The organism is Alcaligenes nematophilus, from assembly GCF_026344155.1.
Taxonomy (GTDB): domain Bacteria; phylum Pseudomonadota; class Gammaproteobacteria; order Burkholderiales; family Burkholderiaceae_B; genus Alcaligenes; species Alcaligenes phenolicus.
The window spans coordinates 537,317-555,840 of the sequence record NZ_JAPKMZ010000001.1; the positions used below are offsets into that span (position 1 = coordinate 537,317).

Below are 18,524 nucleotides of genomic sequence, written 5' to 3' on the forward strand. Positions count from 1 at the left end.
TTAAGGTTTGGCGAACGCTTTAAACAAAGCTATTCGCTCAAGGAAGCCAAAGATGCCAAAAAGCGCTCGTCTGCCTTGCTAAGTTCGCCACGCTGACGGGCCTGCTCAATCAACTCGGGCCGCCGCAAGGCTGTCAAACGCAGGGATTGCTCACGCCGCCATGCCTGGATACGACCATGATGACCAGACATCAACACGTCGGGCACCGCCTGATCGCGGTATACCTCGGGACGCGTGTAATGCGGGCTATCCAGCAAGCCGCTATTGTCGGCATGGAAAGAGTCCTGACGAGCCGAGTCAGCGTCATTCAACACGCCGGGCAAAAGCCGAATCACGCTATCAATAATCGCCAGCGAGGCAATTTCGCCGCCAGACAGCACAAAGTCCCCCAAAGACAGTTCCTGGGTGACGCGCGCATCAATAAAGCGTTGATCGATACCTTCATAGCGACCGCAAACCAGAACCGCACCGGGACCTTGAGCCAGTTCCTGAGCCACAGCCTGATCAAAGCGTCGCCCTGTGGGACTTAGCAAAATTACTTCCGGGCTATCGCCACGATCAGCCAAAGCCTGATCCAGGGCATCATTCAAGGGGTCAGCTAGCATGACCATGCCTGGGCCACCGCCGTAAGGACGATCATCTACGGTACGGTGCACGTCAGTGGTGTAGTCGCGCGGGTTCCAGGTCCGCATCTGCCAGATGCCCTGTTTGTGCGCACGGCCGGTAACCCCAGCCTCGCTGACCACATCAAACATGTCCGGGAACAGGGTCAGGGCATCAAATCGCATGAGGACTCGGCAAGAGGAAAAAGCGGATACGCTTTACAAGGCTCGACCAGTCAGGCCAGAGCCATGCAGGTGCGCAGGATTGAAACGATCAAATCGCCCAGTGGCTGTGCAGCTCGCGGGCGGACATATCCACCGTATGCACAATGGCTTGCACAAAGGGAACCAGCTCTTCAAGCGGCCTGCCCTGTTCGTCCTTTACAGGTGTAAAAACACCTTCGGCATCCCAGGAGCCGCGGTGCACGACCAAAATGGCATGCGCGCCGTTATCCAGCACTTCCACCACTTCGCCCAGGCTTTCAGCCTGGCCGTCCTGCTCGCCAAAGAAGCGGCAGCCGATCAGATCGACCCAATAAAATTCGTCTTCGTCCGCTTTGGGGAAAGCGGCACGGGATACCCAAACGGTATGCCCCTTGAGAGCTTGAGCCAGCTCTCGATTATCCAGACCCTCAAACTGCGCCACGATGGTTGCACCATGCTGCTTTGCGGTTTGTATCTGTCTGGGTGACACAGACGCAAAAACGCCCGCCTGAGATTCAGGCCGGGGCGTTTTTAACCACCATGTCTTTGCATTCAGCAGCGCCTTGGTTTGCATGGAATGCGGCTGGATCTTGACCCAACCACGCACACCATAAGCGGAAACAATACGACCGAGCTCAACAAGGTCAGCAGGAATCGCAGATTGCTTCACACTAAACGCTGCTAAAAAAACAGGTGAATCAACTTAGGCAGCCGAAGCAACCTTAGCCGAGTATTCTTTCAACAGGCGAGCCACAGCAGGCGAAACCTGAGCACCGTTGTCGGTGAAGTGCTTAACGCGGTCCATTTGCAGACGCAGGTTTTCATGACCTTCGCCAGCAACGGGGTTGTAGAAACCCAGACGTTCGATGAAGCGACCATCACGGCGTTGGCTAGCCTCGGCGGCTACTACGTTGTAAAAAGGACGCTTTTTGGAGCCACCACGGGCCAAGCGAATTACCACCATTGATAATCCCTTTATTGTGTAAGGTAAACAAAAAATTCTAGCACTATTCTGGCAAGCATGCCAAAAGTAACACGCTAAGATAGCAGATTCAGTGCTAGATACGCAACAGACAAAGCAGTATTCTACCGCCGTCGGCTCAACGACGGCGTAAAAAATGCAGAGTTTTTTCGGCTTGCTGCTCTTGAGCCAACAGTTCGTTGCCAGTTTGGCGACAAAAAGCCTGAAAATCTTGAATGGCGTGCTGATCGGTCGTGATGACCTGCAACACTTGCCCGGATTCCAGCTGTGCCAAGGCTTTCTTGGCACGCAAGATGGGCAAGGGGCATTTCAGCCCACTTGCATCAACCTGCAGATCGCTGTTGGGCAATGCGCCGGTCTCGGACATCGTCATTACGCACCCAATTTACTTTGAACCCAGGCCTGCACCGAAGCATTGGCCTGCGGCAGAACGCTGGCATCGGTACCGCCGCCCATGGCCATGTCAGGACGACCACCGCCCTTCCCGCCCATTTGCGAGGCCACAAAGCCCACCAGTTCACCCGCCTTGACCTTGGAGGTCAGGTCAGGCGTCACGCCAGCCACCAGGCTGACTTTGCCGTCTGCCACGATAGACAGCAGGATCACGGCAGACTGCAGCTTGTTCTTCAACTGATCCGCCATTTCGCGCAAGGCTTTGGCTTCCACGCCTTGCAACGTGGCAACCAGCAAGCGGCTGCTGTCATTCAACGGGACAGCCTGAGCCAGCAGATCCTGGCCTGCCGAAGCAGCCAGCTTGGATTGCATTTGTTCGCGCTCGCGCTCCAGATCCTTGATCTGACCTTGCAAGGCGCTGATACGGGCAACCAGACCCTCTGGCTGCGTACGCAGACTGGCAGAAGCGTCGTTCAACAAGCGTTCCTGCGCTTGTACCCAATGCAGGCTGTTGGTGCCGGTGATGGCCTCGACACGGCGCACGCCAGCGGCTACACCACCTTCCGAGACAATCTTGAACAAGCCAATATCGCCCGTACGTTGAACGTGAGTACCGCCGCACAGCTCGCGCGAGAAGCCGATATCCAGTACGCGCACTTCATCGCCGTACTTTTCGCCAAACAAAGCCATGGCACCACCGCTAACAGCGTCATCAAAGGACATCAGCTGGGCTTGCACGGCCTGGTTAGCCAGAACCTGCTCATTCACAATGGCTTCGACCTGAGCGATTTGCTCGGCCGTCATGGCGGCATCGTGAGCAAAGTCAAAACGGGTCTTTTCGGCGTCCACCAGGGAACCACGTTGCTGCACGTGACCGCCCAGCACCTGACGCAAGGCCTTGTGCATCAAGTGCGTGGCCGAGTGATTACGGATCACGCGCTCACGACGCTCGGTATCCACCTGGGCTTGAACGGTCTGGCCCACTGTCAGCGTGCCCGCGTTCAGCACCCCTTGGTGGCCGAAAACCTGATTGGAAATCTTTTGAGTATCTTGCACTTCAAAGGACAGGCCCTTGGCATCGCTCAAGATACCGGCATCCCCCACCTGACCACCGGATTCGGCGTAGAAAGGGGTGGCATCCAGAACCACCACCGCTTGCTGGCCCTGGGCCACGGACTGCACCGAGGTGCCATCCACATACAAGGCGGTAACCGTGCCGCTGCCTTCCAGGGTGGTGTAACCATCAAAGCGGGTTTGCACGCCGGAGTAGCTCAGGCCTTCGGCTGTTTTGAACTTGCCCGAAGCGCGTGCCATCTGACGCTGGTTCTCCATGGCAACTTCAAAACCGTCCAGATCGACCTCAATGCCACGTTCGCGGCAGATGTCGGCAGTCAAGTCCACAGGGAAACCGTAGGTGTCATACAAGGTAAACAGCGTCTGGCCGTCCAGCTTGGCATTCTCTGGCAGGTTGGCCAAAGCCCCTTCCAGAATGCGCATGCCGTTTTCCAGGGTTTCGCTGAAACGCTCTTCTTCCTGGCGCAGCACTTGTTCGATACGCTCGCGCTGGCTAATCAGCTCGGGGTAGGCCTCGCCCATGGTCAGACCCAGGTCCTGTACCAAACGGTAGAAGAACAAGCCCTTCTGACCCAGTTTGTGACCGTGACGCAAGGCACGGCGAATAATACGGCGCAGCACATAGCCACGGCCTTCATTGCTGGGGATGACCCCGTCAATAATCAGAAAGCTGCAAGCACGGATGTGGTCAGCAATCACCTTGAGCGAGTTATTGCTCAAGTCGCTGGTCTTGGTTTCGCGTGCGGCGGCCTGAATCAGAGACTGGAACAGGTCGATTTCGTAGTTGGAATGCACGTGCTGCAGCACAGCCGAAATACGCTCCAGGCCCATGCCAGTGTCCACACAAGGCTTGGGCAGCGGCGTCATGGTGCCGTCGGCGGAACGCTCGAACTGCATGAACACCAGATTCCATACTTCGATATAGCGGTCGCCGTCTTCTTCAGGCGATCCGGGAGGGCCACCCCAAACGTCAGCGCCGTGATCGTAGAAGATTTCCGAACAAGGACCACAGGGGCCGGTATCGGCCATCTGCCAGAAGTTGTCCGAGTTGTAGCGTACGCCACCCTTATCGCCGATGCGGATGATGCGCTCTTTGGGCACACCAATTTCCGAAGCCCAGATATCGTAGGCCTCATCGTCTTCTTGATAGACGGTGACCCAGAGTTTCTCTGCAGGCAGCTTGTAAACCGTCGTCAGCAGCTCCCAGGCATAGCGAATGGCGTCTTGCTTGAAGTAGTCGCCAAAGCTGAAGTTGCCCAGCATTTCAAAAAAGGTGTGGTGGCGGGCGGTGTAGCCCACGTTTTCCAGGTCATTATGCTTGCCACCGGCACGAACACAGCGCTGAGAGCTGGTTGCACGGTTGTAGGGTCGGGTTTCCTTGCCCGTGAACACATCTTTGAACTGCACCATCCCTGCGTTAGTGAACAGCAAGGTAGGGTCATTGCCTGGTACCAGCGAAGCCGAGGAGACGATGTGATGTCCCTTGGATTCAAAAAAAGAAAGAAACTTCTGACGAATTTCTGAGGTTTTCATTACATGCAACGCGATGGAAAATTTAACTGCCTATTATAAGACGATCAGCCTTGCAGCCCATGCGCGCGCTGCGCTGGCACAACACCTGCCGCCCCGGCAAAGCAGTGAGAAGCCAGGACGCCACACTCCCTGTACGAGCGGCTGCGTAAGCGTCAAATAGTACTGTTTTCAGCGGGCAGAAACAACAATTCCGACCCTGGCGAGTCGGAATGTGAAGGCACCCTGCTCATATTCAGGATGTCGTCTTGATGGGCCAGGAGGCATGAACCCTGGCCCTGCCTCGATCAGGCCTTGGGCTGATGGGGATGATGCTCGGCCCAATGACGGGCAATATCCACACGACGGCAAACCCAGACACGCTCGTGCGATTGCACGTAATCCAGGAAGCGCTGCAAGGCACGGAAGCGGCCAGGACGGCCAATCAGACGGCAATGCAAACCGATGGACAACATCTTGGGGGCTTCTTCACCCTCTTCGTAGAGCACGTCAAACGCGTCTTTCAGGTAGGAGAAGAAATGATCGCCGGTGTTAAAGCCCTGAGGAGCCGCAAAGCGCATGTCATTGCTATCCAGGGTGTAAGGCACGATCAATTGCGGCTTGACCGTATTGTCACTGAGTTGAACCTCGGTCCAGAACGGCAGATCATCACCGTAGTAATCGGAGCTGTACAGGAACTGGCCTTCTTCTGCCACCAGACGCAAGGTGTTAGGGCTGTCGCGGCCGGTGTACCAGCCTTCGGGATGGTGGCCCAGCAAGTCCGTCAGCACTTTCACGCACTGGCGCATATGCTCGCGCTCCACCTCTTCGGACACGTTCTGGTAGTGAATCCAGCGGTAGCCATGGCAAGCAATTTCGTGACCCAGGCGCACGAATTCCTGTGCCAGCTCGGGGTGACGCTCCAACGCCATACCCACACCGAAAATGGTCATGGGCAAGCCGCGTTTCTCAAACTCTTTCAGAATCCGCCAGACACCGGCACGCGAGCCGTATTCGTAAATGGATTCCATGGACAGGTGACGGTCCGGGTAAGCCGCCGCACCAATGATTTCGGACAGGAACTGTTCAGAGCCCGGATCACCGTGCAGAACGCAGTTCTCGCCGCCTTCTTCATAGTTCAAGACAAACTGCACCGCAATGCGCGCCCGATCAGGCCATTGTGCATGAGGCACGTTTTTACCGTAACCAACCAGGTCACGAGGGTACTTACTCAAGGACATACCGTCTCCGTTTAGCGTTTTACGCTGAGGGCCAGCCAAGGATCAGCAGCACTGCCATCACCCGCTTCGCTCATGCGATGTTCACAATCACTTAAGTGATGATGCATAGCCAGATGCGCGCCGTCGGCGTCGCCCTGACTAAGCTTGTCCAAAATCTCTTTGTGCTCGTAAAACGAGCAAGCCTGTTCGCCCGGTGTGTCGTGATAGGCAATGATGAGCGTGGTGCGGGCGCACAAGGTGTGCATCAACTCGGTCAGCTCATCATTGCCAGCGCAGCGCGCCAGCATCACGTGAAACGCGTTTGACAGGCGCAACCAGCTGATGCGGTCGCCGTGTTCAAAAGCGTGCTGTTCACGTTCCACCATTTCATACAGGCCAGCCAAACGCTCCGGCAGATCCGGGTAGCTGATCAGTTTTTTCAGAATCAGCGCTTCCAGGTCTCGTCGCAGTTCAAACACATCCCGTGTCTGCTTGGCCGTCGGCTTCCAGATAAAAGCGCCACGATTGGGCTCGATAACCACAATCTTGTCGTGTTCGAGGGCAGCCAGCGCCGCACGAACGGTCGCCCGCGAGCACTCGAAAATCGTGCACAGCGTGGCTTCCGTCAGTTTGGTTCCAGGCAAAAGACGACGGTCAACGACCGCATCAAAGATCTGGCTATAAACACGCCCGACCTCAGTATCTGCCATGCCTCCCTCTAGCAGCGAGGAGGCGCTGGGCGCTTGGGATTCACTGCTCATCCCCTCTTGCCGCCGTATCTGAAGCATAGAATTTCTCGTTATTGACTATTGACAATTATTCGGTACCCCGACAAAATCGTCAACATAAATTGTCGACAATCTGATTCCTCAAACAGAGCGACAGTTTCGGGGCCTCAACCCAGCGCACTGATCCTTGCACCGTTGGCCCCCGGCCGGTTCTCAAAACTGGGCTCGCTGGACCTTTTTTGATCACCATAAACCGGAGACATTTATGGGAAAGCTATCAACCCATGTCCTTGACACGACTCAAGGGCGCCCAGCCAGCGGCGTGCGCGTCGATCTTTATTCCATCGAAAACGATCAACGCACTCTGATCAAAACCACTCACACCAATAGCGACGGTCGCTGTGATGAGCCCCTGCTGCAAGGCGAGGCCATGCACACGGGCGTTTTTGAACTGGTGTTCCATGCAGGTGACTACTTTGCCGCCAATGGTGTGACCCTGCCCGAGCCACGCTTTGTGGATCAGGTCGGCATTCGCTTTGGTATCGCTGATGCCAATGCCAATTACCACGTACCTCTGGTCGTGACCCCCTGGTCCTGGTCTACCTATCGCGGCAGCTGATCGCGTATCCAAGTCGACTTTTCGCTTCTATACGAAACCACTCTGATACGAGATCTTTATGTACGCTTACCTACTTGAGTACGGCAACCTGCTGTTGCGCTGGTTGCACGTGATTGCGGCTGTCGCCTGGATCGGCGAGTCCATCTACTTTGTGATGCTGGACAATGGCCTGAAACCGCCCAAAGGCGAAGAAAGCAAGAAACGCGGTGTGTTTGGCGAGATGTGGGCTGTCCACGGCGGCGGCTTCTATCACAACCAGAAATACCTGACCAACCCGGCTGAACTGCCTGATGACCTGCACTGGTCTTTCTGGAAGTCCTACACCACCTGGTTGTCCGGCTTCTTCCTGTTCGCCCTGCTCTACCTGACCAAACCCGAGTTCTATCTGGTCAACCCCAACAGTCCCTGGGAATGGGCGGCCCAAATGACAGGCACTCAGGCCAACGTCATGGCCATTGCCTTCCTGGTACTGGGCTGGGTGGTCTATAACGGCCTGTGCCGCCTGATCAGCCCCAACATGAACCGCGACGGCCTGCTAAGCGTGGCAGTAGCCATCATGATGGTGGTCGTGGCTTACCTGAGCGCCCACATCTTCTCGGGTCGTGCTGCATTCTTGCTGACGGGTGCTGTCATGGCCACCAGCATGTCGGCCAACGTGTTCTTCTGGATCATTCCCGGCCAGCGCCGCATGGTCAAGGCACTGAAAGCCGGTCAGGCGCCCAACCCTCTGGATGGCAAGCGCGGCAAACAGCGTTCGGTACACAATACCTACTTCACGCTGCCTGTCCTGCTGCTGATGCTGAGCAACCACTACTCGTTCACGTATAACAACCCCAATGCGTGGATCATCATGGTGCTGTTCATCTTTGCCGGTGCCCTGATCCGTCAATACTTCGTGCTGATGCACGCTGGCATCAAAAAGCCTGCCTACCCGGCTGCCGGTGTTGTGCTGCTGCTGATCGTGGGTTACCTGGCGGCTCCTGCCAGCTTGAAGGGTGAAGTTGCCAGTGCACCTGAAGCTGCCAACGGTGCGGAAACAATCAGTGTTGCCCGTGTCCAGGAAATCATGGACGCACGATGTGTTCAGTGTCACGCGGTCAAGCCCAATGCCGACTTCGGCTTTACGGCTGCCCCTGCCGGCATGTTGCTCGATACCATCGACAACACAGTACTGCACGCCGAACAGGTCAAGACCGTAGTGCACTCCAAGTACATGCCCTTGGGTAACATGACGCAAATGACCGACGAAGAGCGTGCCGCCATTGCCGCTTGGAGCGGTACCCGCGACTAATGCAGAACAAGGCTCAAGCCTGACGAGCGACAAGCTCCGTAGTAACTTCCAACCCCGATATGATGAAAATCATGTCGGGGTTTTTTCTTGCTTCGGTTCTATGAAGCCACCTGTCTGGTCTGCTGCTGCACGAACCCACGGCCTTGCTGATTCAAGAACAGTCAGGCTTGAAACCTGCAAAGCAATAAGCCTGGGCTTCTGCGGATCGCAGAAGTCCTGTCACACTTGGCCCTGCCCGGAAGGCAAACATAGTTTGATGGATTGCAATTCCAGTTGCGGTTGCGGTTGCGGTTGCGGTTGCGGTTGCGGTTGCGGTTGCGGTTGCGCAGCTTGAGCCTGGGTTTGCCCGATTTCAAGCTCAATACAGCGACTACTCAAAGACAAGAGGCGCATGGACCTATCTCGCTCACGCCCTATCGGCCAAAGCTGTCCTTGCTGAAACAGGAGCAGACGCTGCTCATGCTGCACTTCGGCTAGCAACTGGGTGTCTTTTCCATAGATCGCTTTCAGCTTCAATGCAGGGGTGGGCTTACTGGATTTGATCTTGGCCACATCAGGCTGACTTGCCCCCTCTTGCTCCTGTGGTGTCCTCAAGCAGGACGACATGTTTTGCCGCGCCTGTTCGGCTTCCAGCAACAGCATCTCCCTTACTATCGTCGCCATGGTTTCCATCGCCCAAGCCGGTGCACTAAACATCAGCGTCAGACCAAACAGAATGCTCAAAAGGGGTCTGCATGTAGTCGGCCAGATCCTGATCAGCCAGATCCCGCTGCGCAGATTCATAAACATAGCCTTCCAGCTCCACGATAAAAGCGCTGCCCAGCAGCGAGGGGTAGGACCGCGAGTTCAATGACAAGCTCATACGCTCCCAGTGCAGTTCAGGAAACTGGGCCGCCAGTAAGTACACCGAACGCAGGGGCGATTGACTGAGCCAGGAACGGCGCCACACGCCTGCCCTTGTTTGCTCATTTTCGGCGGAGGATTCAACCCACTGAGCGGGGCTCAATGACAAGCGCATAAAAGCAGGCTGCACGGCCGCCAGCTTGGCATGCAAACCTGGAGATGCCGCAGTTGGCATTCGCGTCTGATCTTTCGTTTCCAAGAGCTGAGGAATCCATGTCTGATACCCGCGCCGGATACTCAAAGCCCCCTGCCCCAAGCCGGTGAACTCCAGCACATTCGGCTCACGAATCTGGCTATTCATGGCCGCACTAAAACTTTGCACATCCTCAAACCCATAATGTGCCCTGCACTCCCACAAGCCGACCTGACGGCGACAATCCACCTGCTGCAATTGCCAGTCTGCCCCCTTAGCAGGAAGCTCCTCAATCAAGCCCAACACAGATTGAATACTCGTCAAACCATGCTCTTCCTGTGATGGACTTTGCTCCCAATCAGACGCCATGGCAGCCAAGCGAGCCCGAAGATCAAGGGAAAACACGCTTCCAAGCGTAGCCAACACCAGCAAAGAAAGAACCGCCAGACGAAGCGGGATCTTTTCACACCCACCAACACGCCCGACAGGCTGGCGCAGCATACGGCCCTGCGGTCTTCTGCCCTGTTCCAGACAGACCCATAAATCAGCAGGTTGCCGCAGTTCACGTATAGAGGGATAACGCGCCTGCATGGCCCACCGTAGGGTCTGCACTTGTCCGATCTGAGCCAGGAGGCAATCGCTACCTTCCATCACCTGACCATGTTCAAGCACCAGAAACCACAAACGGCCAGGAGCCACCGTCCATAAAAGAAAAACTGCGTCCTGAGGGTGGTGGGCAGCCATACAGGCAGCCGCCGAATAAGCCTGAACTCGCGTTAGTCTGGCTCTTGAAGGCCCATTCTGGGCCAAGCGCAAGACAGATTGGGTCCTCCGGCTGTTCAGCCAACAACTTGGAACCCAAGCCATTGCCTGCCCTGCTGTTCGTCCTGCTGTTCGTCCTGCTGTTTGCCCTGCTCTTTGTCCTGCTACATCCTCATCAGTCTTTTCCTGTACTTGTTGTAGTTCTTCTATTTGCCTTTCCGTTCGTTTACGCGCCTGTTCTCTCAGCCCCCCTCCCACTCCCATCGAGCAAGTCCAATACGATCTCTTCATCCGACGATTTTCAGTCCGCCGCATACCGTCCCCGGCATCCACCCACTGCAACCCAAACCAGTACTCCCGCTCAGGCAAGACAGAACTCATTTCACACCTCGACCAATTAAGTCCCCTGTCCCTGACCCGTCTACTTGTCGCAATCCAGACTGCTGCCTCAAAGCCAGAGAACTCTCATCGCGATACAGCTCAATACGGCCTGCCTGATAACGCCACTTCAGGCTATATACCGCTGCAACCTGATCCAACAAGGCTGACAAACGCAGTTGTTCAAAAATCAGACCTCCCTGCCGAGCCGATTCCGGCCCCTCCTGCCCAGCGGTTCGTGGCGGGAAATGCGTTAAAGGCAAACGAGCCTGCGGGCTAATGAAAACGCTCAGATCAGACAATAAAGACAAACGACGCGCCAGCTCATCCAGATCGGGCAAAGGCGCTTCCAAAGAAAAACTGAAGGTTTGTCTGGAGCGCAATGCCGCTGGCAAGGCAGCCGGTTTTCGTAAAGGCACCGCCGCCCCCAGCAACCAGGGCTTGTCGACAGACTGAGCATGGGCCACGGAGGATGGACTGTTGCCATCCAACACCACGGCATCATCCAGCCATGCCTGAGCCTGAGCCTGAGCCTGAGCCTGATCAACATGCTGCCCTGCTGTTTGCAAGCTGCAAGCCGCTATCAGCGGCAAAAGCAAGAGACAGAGATAATTCATGACTGTCCCTCGGGCGAAGCGCTGGGATCACAGGCTTGCGGCCAAGCCAGAATCCTGAGCACCTGATTTGAGTAAAAACAGGCCTGCAAAGGATGAGCATTCAGTTGGGCAGCCGCCAACAACTGAGCCACAGCAGTCTCAAAGTCCCCCTCAAAGCGAGCCGCCGCCTTGATAGGGAAATCGACCTCCAAAGTCCAATGCTCAGGTGCAAAAACCCATTGCGCTTGCTTAGCCCATCGGACTAATGCCTGCCTCAAGGTTCTATCCTTGATTCGCAGTTCAAAAACAGGCTCTGCAATGGACTGTGCATCCACACCAGGAGCTGAGACTGGCAGCAACTCTGAACGGGCTTGAAAGGCTTGTGTCTGCAACACGTTCCCGGGAGCAGGCTCGCCCTCCTTCACTTGAGCCGCCATCCAATCTGGCGCAGGCTTTCCAGAAAACAGACTACTTTGCTCGGAAGAGCGGATATCAGAACGACTTAGGGGGAAATGGCTTGGCGAAGAATCACTACGCTGGGAGAGACTGGCTCGGGCTTGCTGCTGATCCTTCTGTTGACTACGGTCCTGTGGCAAGGCATCCGATGCCTCTACGCCAAGTGTTGCAGCACCCTCAGCATGGGCACTCTTGCGCCCGAAACTAGCCTGCGCCTGTGCTCGTCCGGCCCGAAATATCAACTCCGTCCACAGGCCTTCAATCACTTGAAACTGCCCCAAGGGCTTCAAAGACAGCAGCGTTTCCTGTCCATTCCTGCGCCCCAACACCGCTGGCAGCATCTGTTCCGGTGCAAAATGCAGCCAGATACGCCTGCCGTTATCAAACACCTGCATAGGGCCGACTTGAGGGTCGCCAGACAAGCGCCAATCGAAGTTAAAGACGCGTGTTCCCGGATCAGCCAACAGGCCATCAGGCCCCTGACTGGTCTGACAGGCAGACAACCCCAGGCCACACATCAGCAAGACGCAGAAACGGACAAGAAAACGCATTGCGAGCACCCAAAGAAAAAACCCCATGTCCCGTCAAGGGCATGGGGTTTATCTTCAAGGATGCTCGCTCAAGCCGCTAGATCGGCTTGTACGCACAGATAAATCAGCGTCCTTTCTGAGCCACCAGTCGGTTGGCTTCCGTGGCGGCGGTACGCAAGGCCGTCATGGCAGGTTGCTGACCGTCCAGCGCGCTTTCCAGGCTCTGGTTGAACACGGCGCGAATCTGGCGGTAGTTCCGGAAGTTGCCCTTGGCTGTACCCGATGTACCGCTGCTGTAGGCGCCCACCAGGTGCATCCAGTCGCCCTTGTCCTTGTAGTAGTCGCTACCCGTGGCATTAAAGGCTTCGCGGCTGACGGGCAAAAAGCCTGTTTTCTGATACCAGCGAGCGGCGTTCTCTGGCTGAGCTAACCAGCTGATGAAGCGGGCCGAAGCCTGGTTCTGTTCAGCGTTATGGCCTTTCACCGCCCACAGCGCCGAGCCGGTCACAAAAGGCTTGCCGGGGGTTTGGGTGACTTCAGGGTAGTAAGGCAGACCAGTCACAGCGTACTTCAGGCCGCGCGTGTCGCTGTACTCACCGATATGGCCGGAGTTGGAGAACATGACTGCACATTCACCCTTGGCAAAACGCTGGGGCGACTCGGGCAAGGTGCCGGGTTTGACCATCAGCTCGGATTTCACCCAGCTGATCATCATGGACAAGTGACGGATATACATCACGTCAAAATCAAAGCCCACTTTGCCTTTAACCTTGGGTCCGGGTGCCAGACCGTAAATCTGGTTATTAACCGCTGCCAGGTTCTCCAGGTTGATGGAGACAGACTGGTCGGAGGTCAAAGGACAACGGCGCGAGCCTTTATTGGCCAGATCAACCAGTTGAGCTTGCAAGTCCAGCCAGACACGGCTGGGCACGGGAGGCTCAATCTTGGCTTTATCAAACGCTTCCAGGTTGTAGTACATGACCGGAATTTCGGCCATATAGGGGAAGCCTTGCAATTGGCCACGGCCATTGCGCACAAAGGAATTCGAGGCCAGGAACCAGGACACATTGTCCATTTTTTCCCGAGCCAGCAAGGTGTGCATGGGCATGATGTAGGAGCGGTCGGCGACCTCGTCCAGGCCGGACATCTCGCCTAACTGCACCAGATTGGGCAAATCCTTGCCCGCTTGCATGACCTGCTCCAAAGAGGCTTCTGTGTCATGCGCCTTGACCGACACCTTGACGTCGCTCTGGCTACGATTGAAATCCCGAACCAAGCGTTCGAACTCGTCCTGATTGTGCGAGTTCAAAGCGGTCCAGACCTGAATATCAACGGCTGCCAGGGCGGTCGACCCGAACAGCAAAGCGGCTGAGCCACCCGCTGCCATCGCCAAAGCCATAACACCACGTTTCAACAGTAATCCGCGTAGATTTTTCATACATCCTTCAAGATAAAAAAGGAAATTCAGGTTCGGGTTTGTGCCCCATGACCAGGTCCGCCAAGGCTCGGCCAGAGCCTATGCCCATGGTCCACCCCAAGGTGCCATGCCCGGTATTCAGGTACAGGTTGGGAATGGAGGATCGGCCTATCAGTGGGACATTTGATGCTGTGGCAGGACGCAGTCCTGACCAGAAATGAACATTATCAAAATCCAATGCGCTTGGGAACAGATCAGCCACATGCGTTAACAAAGCCTGACAGCGGGCGGGGTTCAAGCTACGCGTATAGCCCGACAATTCGGCCGTTCCAGCAACCCGCAGGCTATCGCCCAGGCGGGAAAAAACCAGTTTGTGATCTTTATCTGTCAGGCTGACAGTAGGCGCGCCCTCGGGGACCAGCACCGGGAAGGTGGCCGAATAGCCTTTGGCCGGATAAACGGGGCAGGAAATTCCCAGCGGCTGCAGGACGGTAGGGCTGAAACTACCCATGGCCACCACGAAGGCGTCTGCCTGTATGGAGTCGTACGCACCATCCGCGCCTATGACCTCGACCCCCACCACTCGGCCCTTGGCCGTCAGCAAACGGGTGATTTGAGTAGAAAAGCGAAATTCCACTCCGGCTCGCCTGGCCATGGCCGCCAAACCGCAGGTGAATTGATTGGCATCGCCCGACTCATCATCTTTGGTGTAGTCGCCACCCACGATCTGGCCGCGCGCTGATGCCAGGGCAGGCTCCAGCTGCACCAGTTCGTCCACGCTCATGATGCGGCGGTCCACTCCCATATCTCGCATGACGTCGGCCATTTGCTGGGAGTCGTCCAGGCTTTGGGCATCCCGGTAAAACGTAATGATGCCTTTTTCCTGATGGCGATAATCAAAATCCAGACTGGGACGCAATTGCTTGAGCGTGCTGCGGCTGTATTCCGCCATGGCCACCAGCGCGCGCACATTGGGCGTAACCCGCCCCGGCAGGCACTCTCGCAAGAAAGACAGGCACCAGCGCCACTGGCGCAGGTCCAGACGCGGACGGAACAACAAGGGAGCATCGTCCTGCAACAACCATTTCAGCAGTTTGAGCGGCATTTTCGGGTTGGCCCAGGGCTCGGCATACGAGACCGAGATTTGCCCGCCATTGGCACGCGAGGTTTCCTGCGCGGGACCGGTTCCCCGATCCACGACCACCACCTCACAACCTTGCTGGCTGAGCCACCAGGCAGTTGATACCCCGATAATGCCGCTGCCCAGAACTGCTACTTTCATGTGTACTGTCCGCTTGTTGAGCTATTGATCAAGACACTTACTTTACGTCTGCCAGCGACGTAAAGGCATCTGCAAAATAATTGTCCGGATTCAGTTGAGCCTGCTCCACAAAGTCCTTGCGAGCTGCTTCAACCATACCCGGCGCGCCACAGGCGTACACCTGCCAGGCCGACAGATCAGGCAAATCAGCCAGTACCGCCTGGTGCACAAAGCCCGTACGACCTGTCCAGCCATCTTCAGGCTGAGCGTCGGAAATCACCGGAATGAAACGCAAGTTAGGCAGTTCACTGGCCCATTTCTCGGCCAGTTCGGACTGGTACAGATCCTTGGGTCGACGCCCGCCCCAGTACAGGGCGACTTCGCGCTGGCTGCCGGTTTGAATCAGGCGCTCGATCAAAGCCTTGATAGGAGCAAAACCTGTACCGCTGGCCAGGAACACCATAGGAGCCGCGCTATCTTCACGCAGGAAGAAAGAACCCAAAGGTGCTTCCACGCGCAGAATCTCGCGCTCTTTCATGGCGGTAGCACCGGCACCAAAGACGTGGTCGGTAAACACGCCACCGGGCATGTGACGGATATGCAATTCCACCTGATTGTCTTCCCGTGGCGGTGTGGCCATGGAGTAGCTGCGACGGCTGCCGTCCTTCAGGATGAACTCCAGATACTGACCTGGGTAGTAACGGAATGGCTCGGACGATGGCATTTGCAGACGCACCACCATCACATCATCACGCACTTTTTCCAGACCCACCACGCGCGACGGCATTTTACGAATCTGGATATCGGTCGCCATGCGAATTTCGTGCGATTCGATCAACATGTCGCTGCTGGGCTTGGCCTGACAGAACAGGGTGTAACCTGCAGCGCGGTCCTCTTCGCTCAGCAATTGCTCGGGTGCACGGCCTGCATCGTATTCGCCTTCAATGACCTTGCCACGGCAAGACGAACAGGTGCCATTGCGGCAGCTGTAGGGCAAGACAATACCGGCATTGAGCGCGCCATCCAGCACAGACTGTCCGGGCTGTACGTCAAAACTGTGCCCGCTGGGCTGAACCGTGACTTTGAAACTCATATCCAACACTCAAAAAAGAAATCTATCAGGCGGAGGGCCAGCCTCCGGCGGCTATACAAATTCAGGACTCTTCAGGCCGATGCAGCACAGGGTCGTTCAATTTAAGCGACAGGGCCTTGCCCTTGCCTGCCCGCTTGCCCAGATAATTGGCCAGCATGTCCAGATCCATCACGATGGTGGACGGACGCTTGCGGTTCACTCCGCTGACGGCCAGACCCGCCTCACCAAAGGCAACCCATTGACTGAGCTTATCGCCCTCGTTCAGTTTGATCAGCACCGTGCCACGCCCCCCTTTGGACAGCACTTTCAGCTCCTTGATGTCCACCACCAGGAAACGTCCCTGCTCGCTGAGCAGACCCACGTACTGATCATCCGGGCGCAAGGCCAAGGGCTTGAGCAGCTTTTTGCCATCCTCGACGGTGACAAACTGCTTGCCCGCTTTCTGCCGTGTATTCATGTCGCCCTGAGAAGCCACAAAACCGTAACCGTCGCAGGCAGCCAGCAAGTAGTTCTGGTCCAAAGGCGCCCCCAGAATGTGCTCAATGGGCGCACTGGGGCTGACTTCAATCATGGAGGTAATGGGCTGACCATCGCCACGCGCTGAAGGCAAACTGGAGACCGGAACAGTATAGACCCGGCCATCGGTGCCGATGGCGACCAGGTCCGTGGTACTGCGACACTCCAGCGCATCGCGCAAGCCATCGCCGGTCTTGAAACTGAATTGCGAGGCGTCATGGCCATGGCCCTGGCGTGAACGCAGCCAGCCTTTGCGCGACACAATCACGGTAACCGGCTCGTCAACCACCTTGGTTTCCAGCACAGCGCGCTCGGCCGCTTCAATCAGGGTACGACGGTCATCACCATAGGTTTTAACGTCTGCTTCAATCTCACGAATCATCAGACGCTTCAAGGCTTTGGGATCGTCCAGCAGCTTTTGCAAAGACTCCTGCTCGTCCAGACGCTCTTTCAGCTCTTTCTCGATCTTGAAGCCTTCCAGACGCGCCAACTGACGCAAGCGCATTTCCAGAATATCGTCGGCCTGACGCTCGCTCAGATCAAAGCGCTCCATCAGGGCGGCACGCGGCTCGTCGGATTCACGAATAGTTTGGATGACTTCATCCACATTCAGGTACACCACCATGCGCCCTTGCAGCACATGAATACGGTCGGTGACCTTATCCAGACGGTAGCGAGTACGACGCTCCATCGTGTGACGGCGGAATTCCAGCCAGTTCAGCAACACCTGGCGCAAAGAACGCTGACCGGGACGGCCATCCGTATCAATACATACCAGGTTGATGGAGACGTTGCGCTCCAGGCTGGTCTGCGCCAGCAAGGTGGTCACGAACTCGTCCCGATCAATCGCGCGGGATTTGGGTTCAAAGACCAGGCGCACCGCAGCCTGCTTGCCCGACTCGTCACGCACGGCGTCAAGCATGTTCAGCATCAAGGCTTTGGTTTGCTGTTGCTCGGTGCTCAGCGATTTCTTGCCAGCCTTGACCTTGGGGTTGGTGCGCTCTTCAATCTCTTCCAGAATCTGCTGGGAGGAGCTGCCGGGCGGCAATTCTGTGACGACCAATTGCCATTGGCCACGGGCCATTTCCTCGAATACCCAACGGGCACGAGCCTTGATGGAACCACGGCCTTGGGCGTACACCGCCGCAATATCGTCTGCGGCGGAAATAATCTGACCACCACCCGCAAAGTCCGGGCCGGGGACAATCTCGTGTATGTCCTGATCGCTCAAATTCGGATTGCGCAGCAAGCTGACGCAAGCTTGGGCAACTTCACGCAGGTTGTGGGAAGGAATCTCGGTCGCCATCCCGACGGCAATCCCCGATGCGCCGTTAAGCAGCATGATGGGCAGGCGTGCAGGCAAAGTCACCGGCTCTTTCTGGCTGCCATCGTAGTTGGGGATGAAGTCCACTGTGCCTTCGTCCAGCTCGTCCAGCAGCAGACGCGAGAACGGTGTCAAACGTGCTTCCGTGTAACGCATGGCGGCGGCATTGTCGCCGTCGCGCGAGCCAAAGTTGCCCTGCCCGTCTACCAGCGGATAACGCAGCACAAAATCCTGCGCCATACGCACCATGGCGTCATAGGCCGCCTGGTCACCGTGCGGGTGATATTTACCCAGCACATCCCCCACCACACGGGCCGATTTCACGGGCTTGGCCGTCGGGCCCAGACCCATGGCATCCATCGCGTACAAAATGCGGCGCTGCACCGGTTTCTGGCCATCGGTCAGATCGGGCAAGGCACGTCCACGTACCACTGAAACGGCGTAATCCAGATAAGCCTGTTCCGCGTAAGTCGCCAGCGTGATGCTATCGTCCGATCCCGCCGGTTCAAAATCCAATTGATTGCTATCCATAA

The 18,524-nt window shown here is 56.5% G+C and carries 17 protein-coding genes; 2 read left to right on the forward strand and 15 right to left on the reverse strand.

Annotation, left to right across the window (positions count from 1 at the left end):
• Positions 1 to 29: 29 nt before the first annotated feature.
• The 7 genes from trmD to OSH04_RS02625 all read right to left on the reverse strand — a co-directional run bounded on the left by trmD (position 30) and on the right by OSH04_RS02625 (position 6,694).
• On the reverse strand, positions 30 to 788 hold the full coding sequence (gene trmD / locus OSH04_RS02595) for a tRNA (guanosine(37)-N1)-methyltransferase TrmD (RefSeq protein WP_060185247.1): 759 nt from the start codon (positions 786 to 788) through the stop codon (positions 30 to 32).
• 88 nt (positions 789 to 876) lie between these two features.
• Positions 877 to 1,476: a ribosome maturation factor RimM gene (rimM, locus tag OSH04_RS02600; protein WP_060185248.1), complete on the reverse strand. Its 600-nt coding sequence runs from the start codon at positions 1,474 to 1,476 to the stop codon at positions 877 to 879.
• A 33-nt stretch (positions 1,477 to 1,509) separates the two neighbouring features.
• Complete coding sequence (gene rpsP / locus OSH04_RS02605) at positions 1,510 to 1,770, reverse strand: 30S ribosomal protein S16 (protein WP_009455906.1); 261 nt, start codon at positions 1,768 to 1,770, stop codon at positions 1,510 to 1,512.
• Between the two features lie 136 nt (positions 1,771 to 1,906).
• Positions 1,907 to 2,161 carry a sulfurtransferase TusA family protein gene (locus OSH04_RS02610; RefSeq protein WP_247966684.1) on the reverse strand — a complete coding sequence of 85 codons (255 nt, stop codon included), beginning with the start codon at positions 2,159 to 2,161 and terminating at the stop codon, positions 1,907 to 1,909.
• Positions 2,161 to 4,788: an alanine--tRNA ligase gene (alaS, locus tag OSH04_RS02615; protein ID WP_247966683.1), complete on the reverse strand. Its 2,628-nt coding sequence runs from the start codon at positions 4,786 to 4,788 to the stop codon at positions 2,161 to 2,163. The genes OSH04_RS02610 and alaS overlap by 1 nt, the downstream gene beginning before the upstream one ends.
• Positions 4,789 to 5,072: 284 nt before the next feature.
• Positions 5,073 to 6,005, reverse strand: coding sequence for an allantoinase PuuE (gene puuE, locus OSH04_RS02620; RefSeq protein ID WP_266107900.1), 933 nt, complete (start codon positions 6,003 to 6,005; stop codon positions 5,073 to 5,075).
• Positions 6,006 to 6,016: 11 nt separating this feature from the next.
• Entirely contained in the window at positions 6,017 to 6,694 is a 678-nt protein-coding gene (locus tag OSH04_RS02625) for a GntR family transcriptional regulator (protein ID WP_238441771.1), read from the reverse strand.
• Positions 6,695 to 6,977: 283 nt separating this feature from the next.
• Between OSH04_RS02625 and uraH the strand changes: the two genes are divergently transcribed.
• Complete coding sequence (gene uraH, locus OSH04_RS02630; protein WP_035272247.1) at positions 6,978 to 7,331, forward strand: hydroxyisourate hydrolase; 354 nt, start codon at positions 6,978 to 6,980, stop codon at positions 7,329 to 7,331.
• A gap of 58 nt (positions 7,332 to 7,389) precedes the next feature.
• Positions 7,390 to 8,622 carry a urate hydroxylase PuuD gene (locus OSH04_RS02635; protein WP_009455921.1) on the forward strand — a complete coding sequence of 411 codons (1,233 nt, stop codon included), beginning with the start codon at positions 7,390 to 7,392 and terminating at the stop codon, positions 8,620 to 8,622.
• 219 nt (positions 8,623 to 8,841) lie between these two features.
• Here OSH04_RS02635 and OSH04_RS02640 read toward each other — a convergent pair whose 3' ends face one another.
• From OSH04_RS02640 to parC, 8 genes are all read right to left on the reverse strand, one after another.
• Positions 8,842 to 9,345, reverse strand: coding sequence for a hypothetical protein (locus OSH04_RS02640; RefSeq protein WP_266107901.1), 504 nt, complete (start codon positions 9,343 to 9,345; stop codon positions 8,842 to 8,844).
• Positions 9,311 to 10,402 carry a hypothetical protein gene (locus OSH04_RS02645; protein WP_266107902.1) on the reverse strand — a complete coding sequence of 364 codons (1,092 nt, stop codon included), beginning with the start codon at positions 10,400 to 10,402 and terminating at the stop codon, positions 9,311 to 9,313. The genes OSH04_RS02640 and OSH04_RS02645 overlap by 35 nt, the downstream gene beginning before the upstream one ends.
• Before the next feature lie 395 nt (positions 10,403 to 10,797).
• Complete coding sequence (locus OSH04_RS02650; protein ID WP_266107903.1) at positions 10,798 to 11,415, reverse strand: hypothetical protein; 618 nt, start codon at positions 11,413 to 11,415, stop codon at positions 10,798 to 10,800.
• Positions 11,412 to 12,401: a TcpQ domain-containing protein gene (locus OSH04_RS02655; RefSeq protein ID WP_266107904.1), complete on the reverse strand. Its 990-nt coding sequence runs from the start codon at positions 12,399 to 12,401 to the stop codon at positions 11,412 to 11,414. The genes OSH04_RS02650 and OSH04_RS02655 overlap by 4 nt, the downstream gene beginning before the upstream one ends.
• A 103-nt stretch (positions 12,402 to 12,504) precedes the next feature.
• Positions 12,505 to 13,794 (reverse strand): extracellular solute-binding protein, encoded by a 1,290-nt coding sequence (locus OSH04_RS02660; RefSeq protein ID WP_230940551.1) that lies wholly within the window; start codon positions 13,792 to 13,794, stop codon positions 12,505 to 12,507.
• A 31-nt stretch (positions 13,795 to 13,825) separates the two neighbouring features.
• Positions 13,826 to 15,079, reverse strand: coding sequence for a D-amino acid dehydrogenase (locus OSH04_RS02665; RefSeq protein WP_226348393.1), 1,254 nt, complete (start codon positions 15,077 to 15,079; stop codon positions 13,826 to 13,828).
• Positions 15,080 to 15,116: 37 nt separating this feature from the next.
• Positions 15,117 to 16,151 carry a CDP-6-deoxy-delta-3,4-glucoseen reductase gene (locus tag OSH04_RS02670; RefSeq protein ID WP_009455928.1) on the reverse strand — a complete coding sequence of 345 codons (1,035 nt, stop codon included), beginning with the start codon at positions 16,149 to 16,151 and terminating at the stop codon, positions 15,117 to 15,119.
• A 61-nt stretch (positions 16,152 to 16,212) separates the two neighbouring features.
• Positions 16,213 to 18,522 carry a DNA topoisomerase IV subunit A gene (parC, locus tag OSH04_RS02675; RefSeq protein ID WP_060185254.1) on the reverse strand — a complete coding sequence of 770 codons (2,310 nt, stop codon included), beginning with the start codon at positions 18,520 to 18,522 and terminating at the stop codon, positions 16,213 to 16,215.
• Positions 18,523 to 18,524: the final 2 nt, after the last annotated feature.

What these genes read in the sequence shown, in the direction of transcription:
- OSH04_RS02655 (WP_266107904.1), bottom strand. Translation starts at nt 12,401, where the DNA reads ATGCGTTTTCTTGTCCGTTTCTGCGTCTTGCTGATGTGTGGCCTGGGG.
- alaS (WP_247966683.1), bottom strand. Translation starts at nt 4,788, where the DNA reads ATGAAAACCTCAGAAATTCGTCAGAAGTTTCTTTCTTTTTTTGAATCC.
- OSH04_RS02610 (WP_247966684.1), bottom strand. Translation starts at nt 2,161, where the DNA reads ATGACGATGTCCGAGACCGGCGCATTGCCCAACAGCGATCTGCAGGTT.
- trmD (WP_060185247.1), bottom strand. Translation starts at nt 788, where the DNA reads ATGCGATTTGATGCCCTGACCCTGTTCCCGGACATGTTTGATGTGGTC.
- OSH04_RS02625 (WP_238441771.1), bottom strand. Translation starts at nt 6,694, where the DNA reads ATGGCAGATACTGAGGTCGGGCGTGTTTATAGCCAGATCTTTGATGCG.
- OSH04_RS02635 (WP_009455921.1), top strand. Translation starts at nt 7,390, where the DNA reads ATGTACGCTTACCTACTTGAGTACGGCAACCTGCTGTTGCGCTGGTTG.
- OSH04_RS02650 (WP_266107903.1), bottom strand. Translation starts at nt 11,415, where the DNA reads ATGAATTATCTCTGTCTCTTGCTTTTGCCGCTGATAGCGGCTTGCAGC.
- puuE (WP_266107900.1), bottom strand. Translation starts at nt 6,005, where the DNA reads ATGTCCTTGAGTAAGTACCCTCGTGACCTGGTTGGTTACGGTAAAAAC.
- rpsP (WP_009455906.1), bottom strand. Translation starts at nt 1,770, where the DNA reads ATGGTGGTAATTCGCTTGGCCCGTGGTGGCTCCAAAAAGCGTCCTTTT.
- OSH04_RS02645 (WP_266107902.1), bottom strand. Translation starts at nt 10,402, where the DNA reads ATGGCTGCCCACCACCCTCAGGACGCAGTTTTTCTTTTATGGACGGTG.
- OSH04_RS02670 (WP_009455928.1), bottom strand. Translation starts at nt 16,151, where the DNA reads ATGAGTTTCAAAGTCACGGTTCAGCCCAGCGGGCACAGTTTTGACGTA.
- uraH (WP_035272247.1), top strand. Translation starts at nt 6,978, where the DNA reads ATGGGAAAGCTATCAACCCATGTCCTTGACACGACTCAAGGGCGCCCA.
- parC (WP_060185254.1), bottom strand. Translation starts at nt 18,522, where the DNA reads ATGGATAGCAATCAATTGGATTTTGAACCGGCGGGATCGGACGATAGC.
- OSH04_RS02665 (WP_226348393.1), bottom strand. Translation starts at nt 15,079, where the DNA reads ATGAAAGTAGCAGTTCTGGGCAGCGGCATTATCGGGGTATCAACTGCC.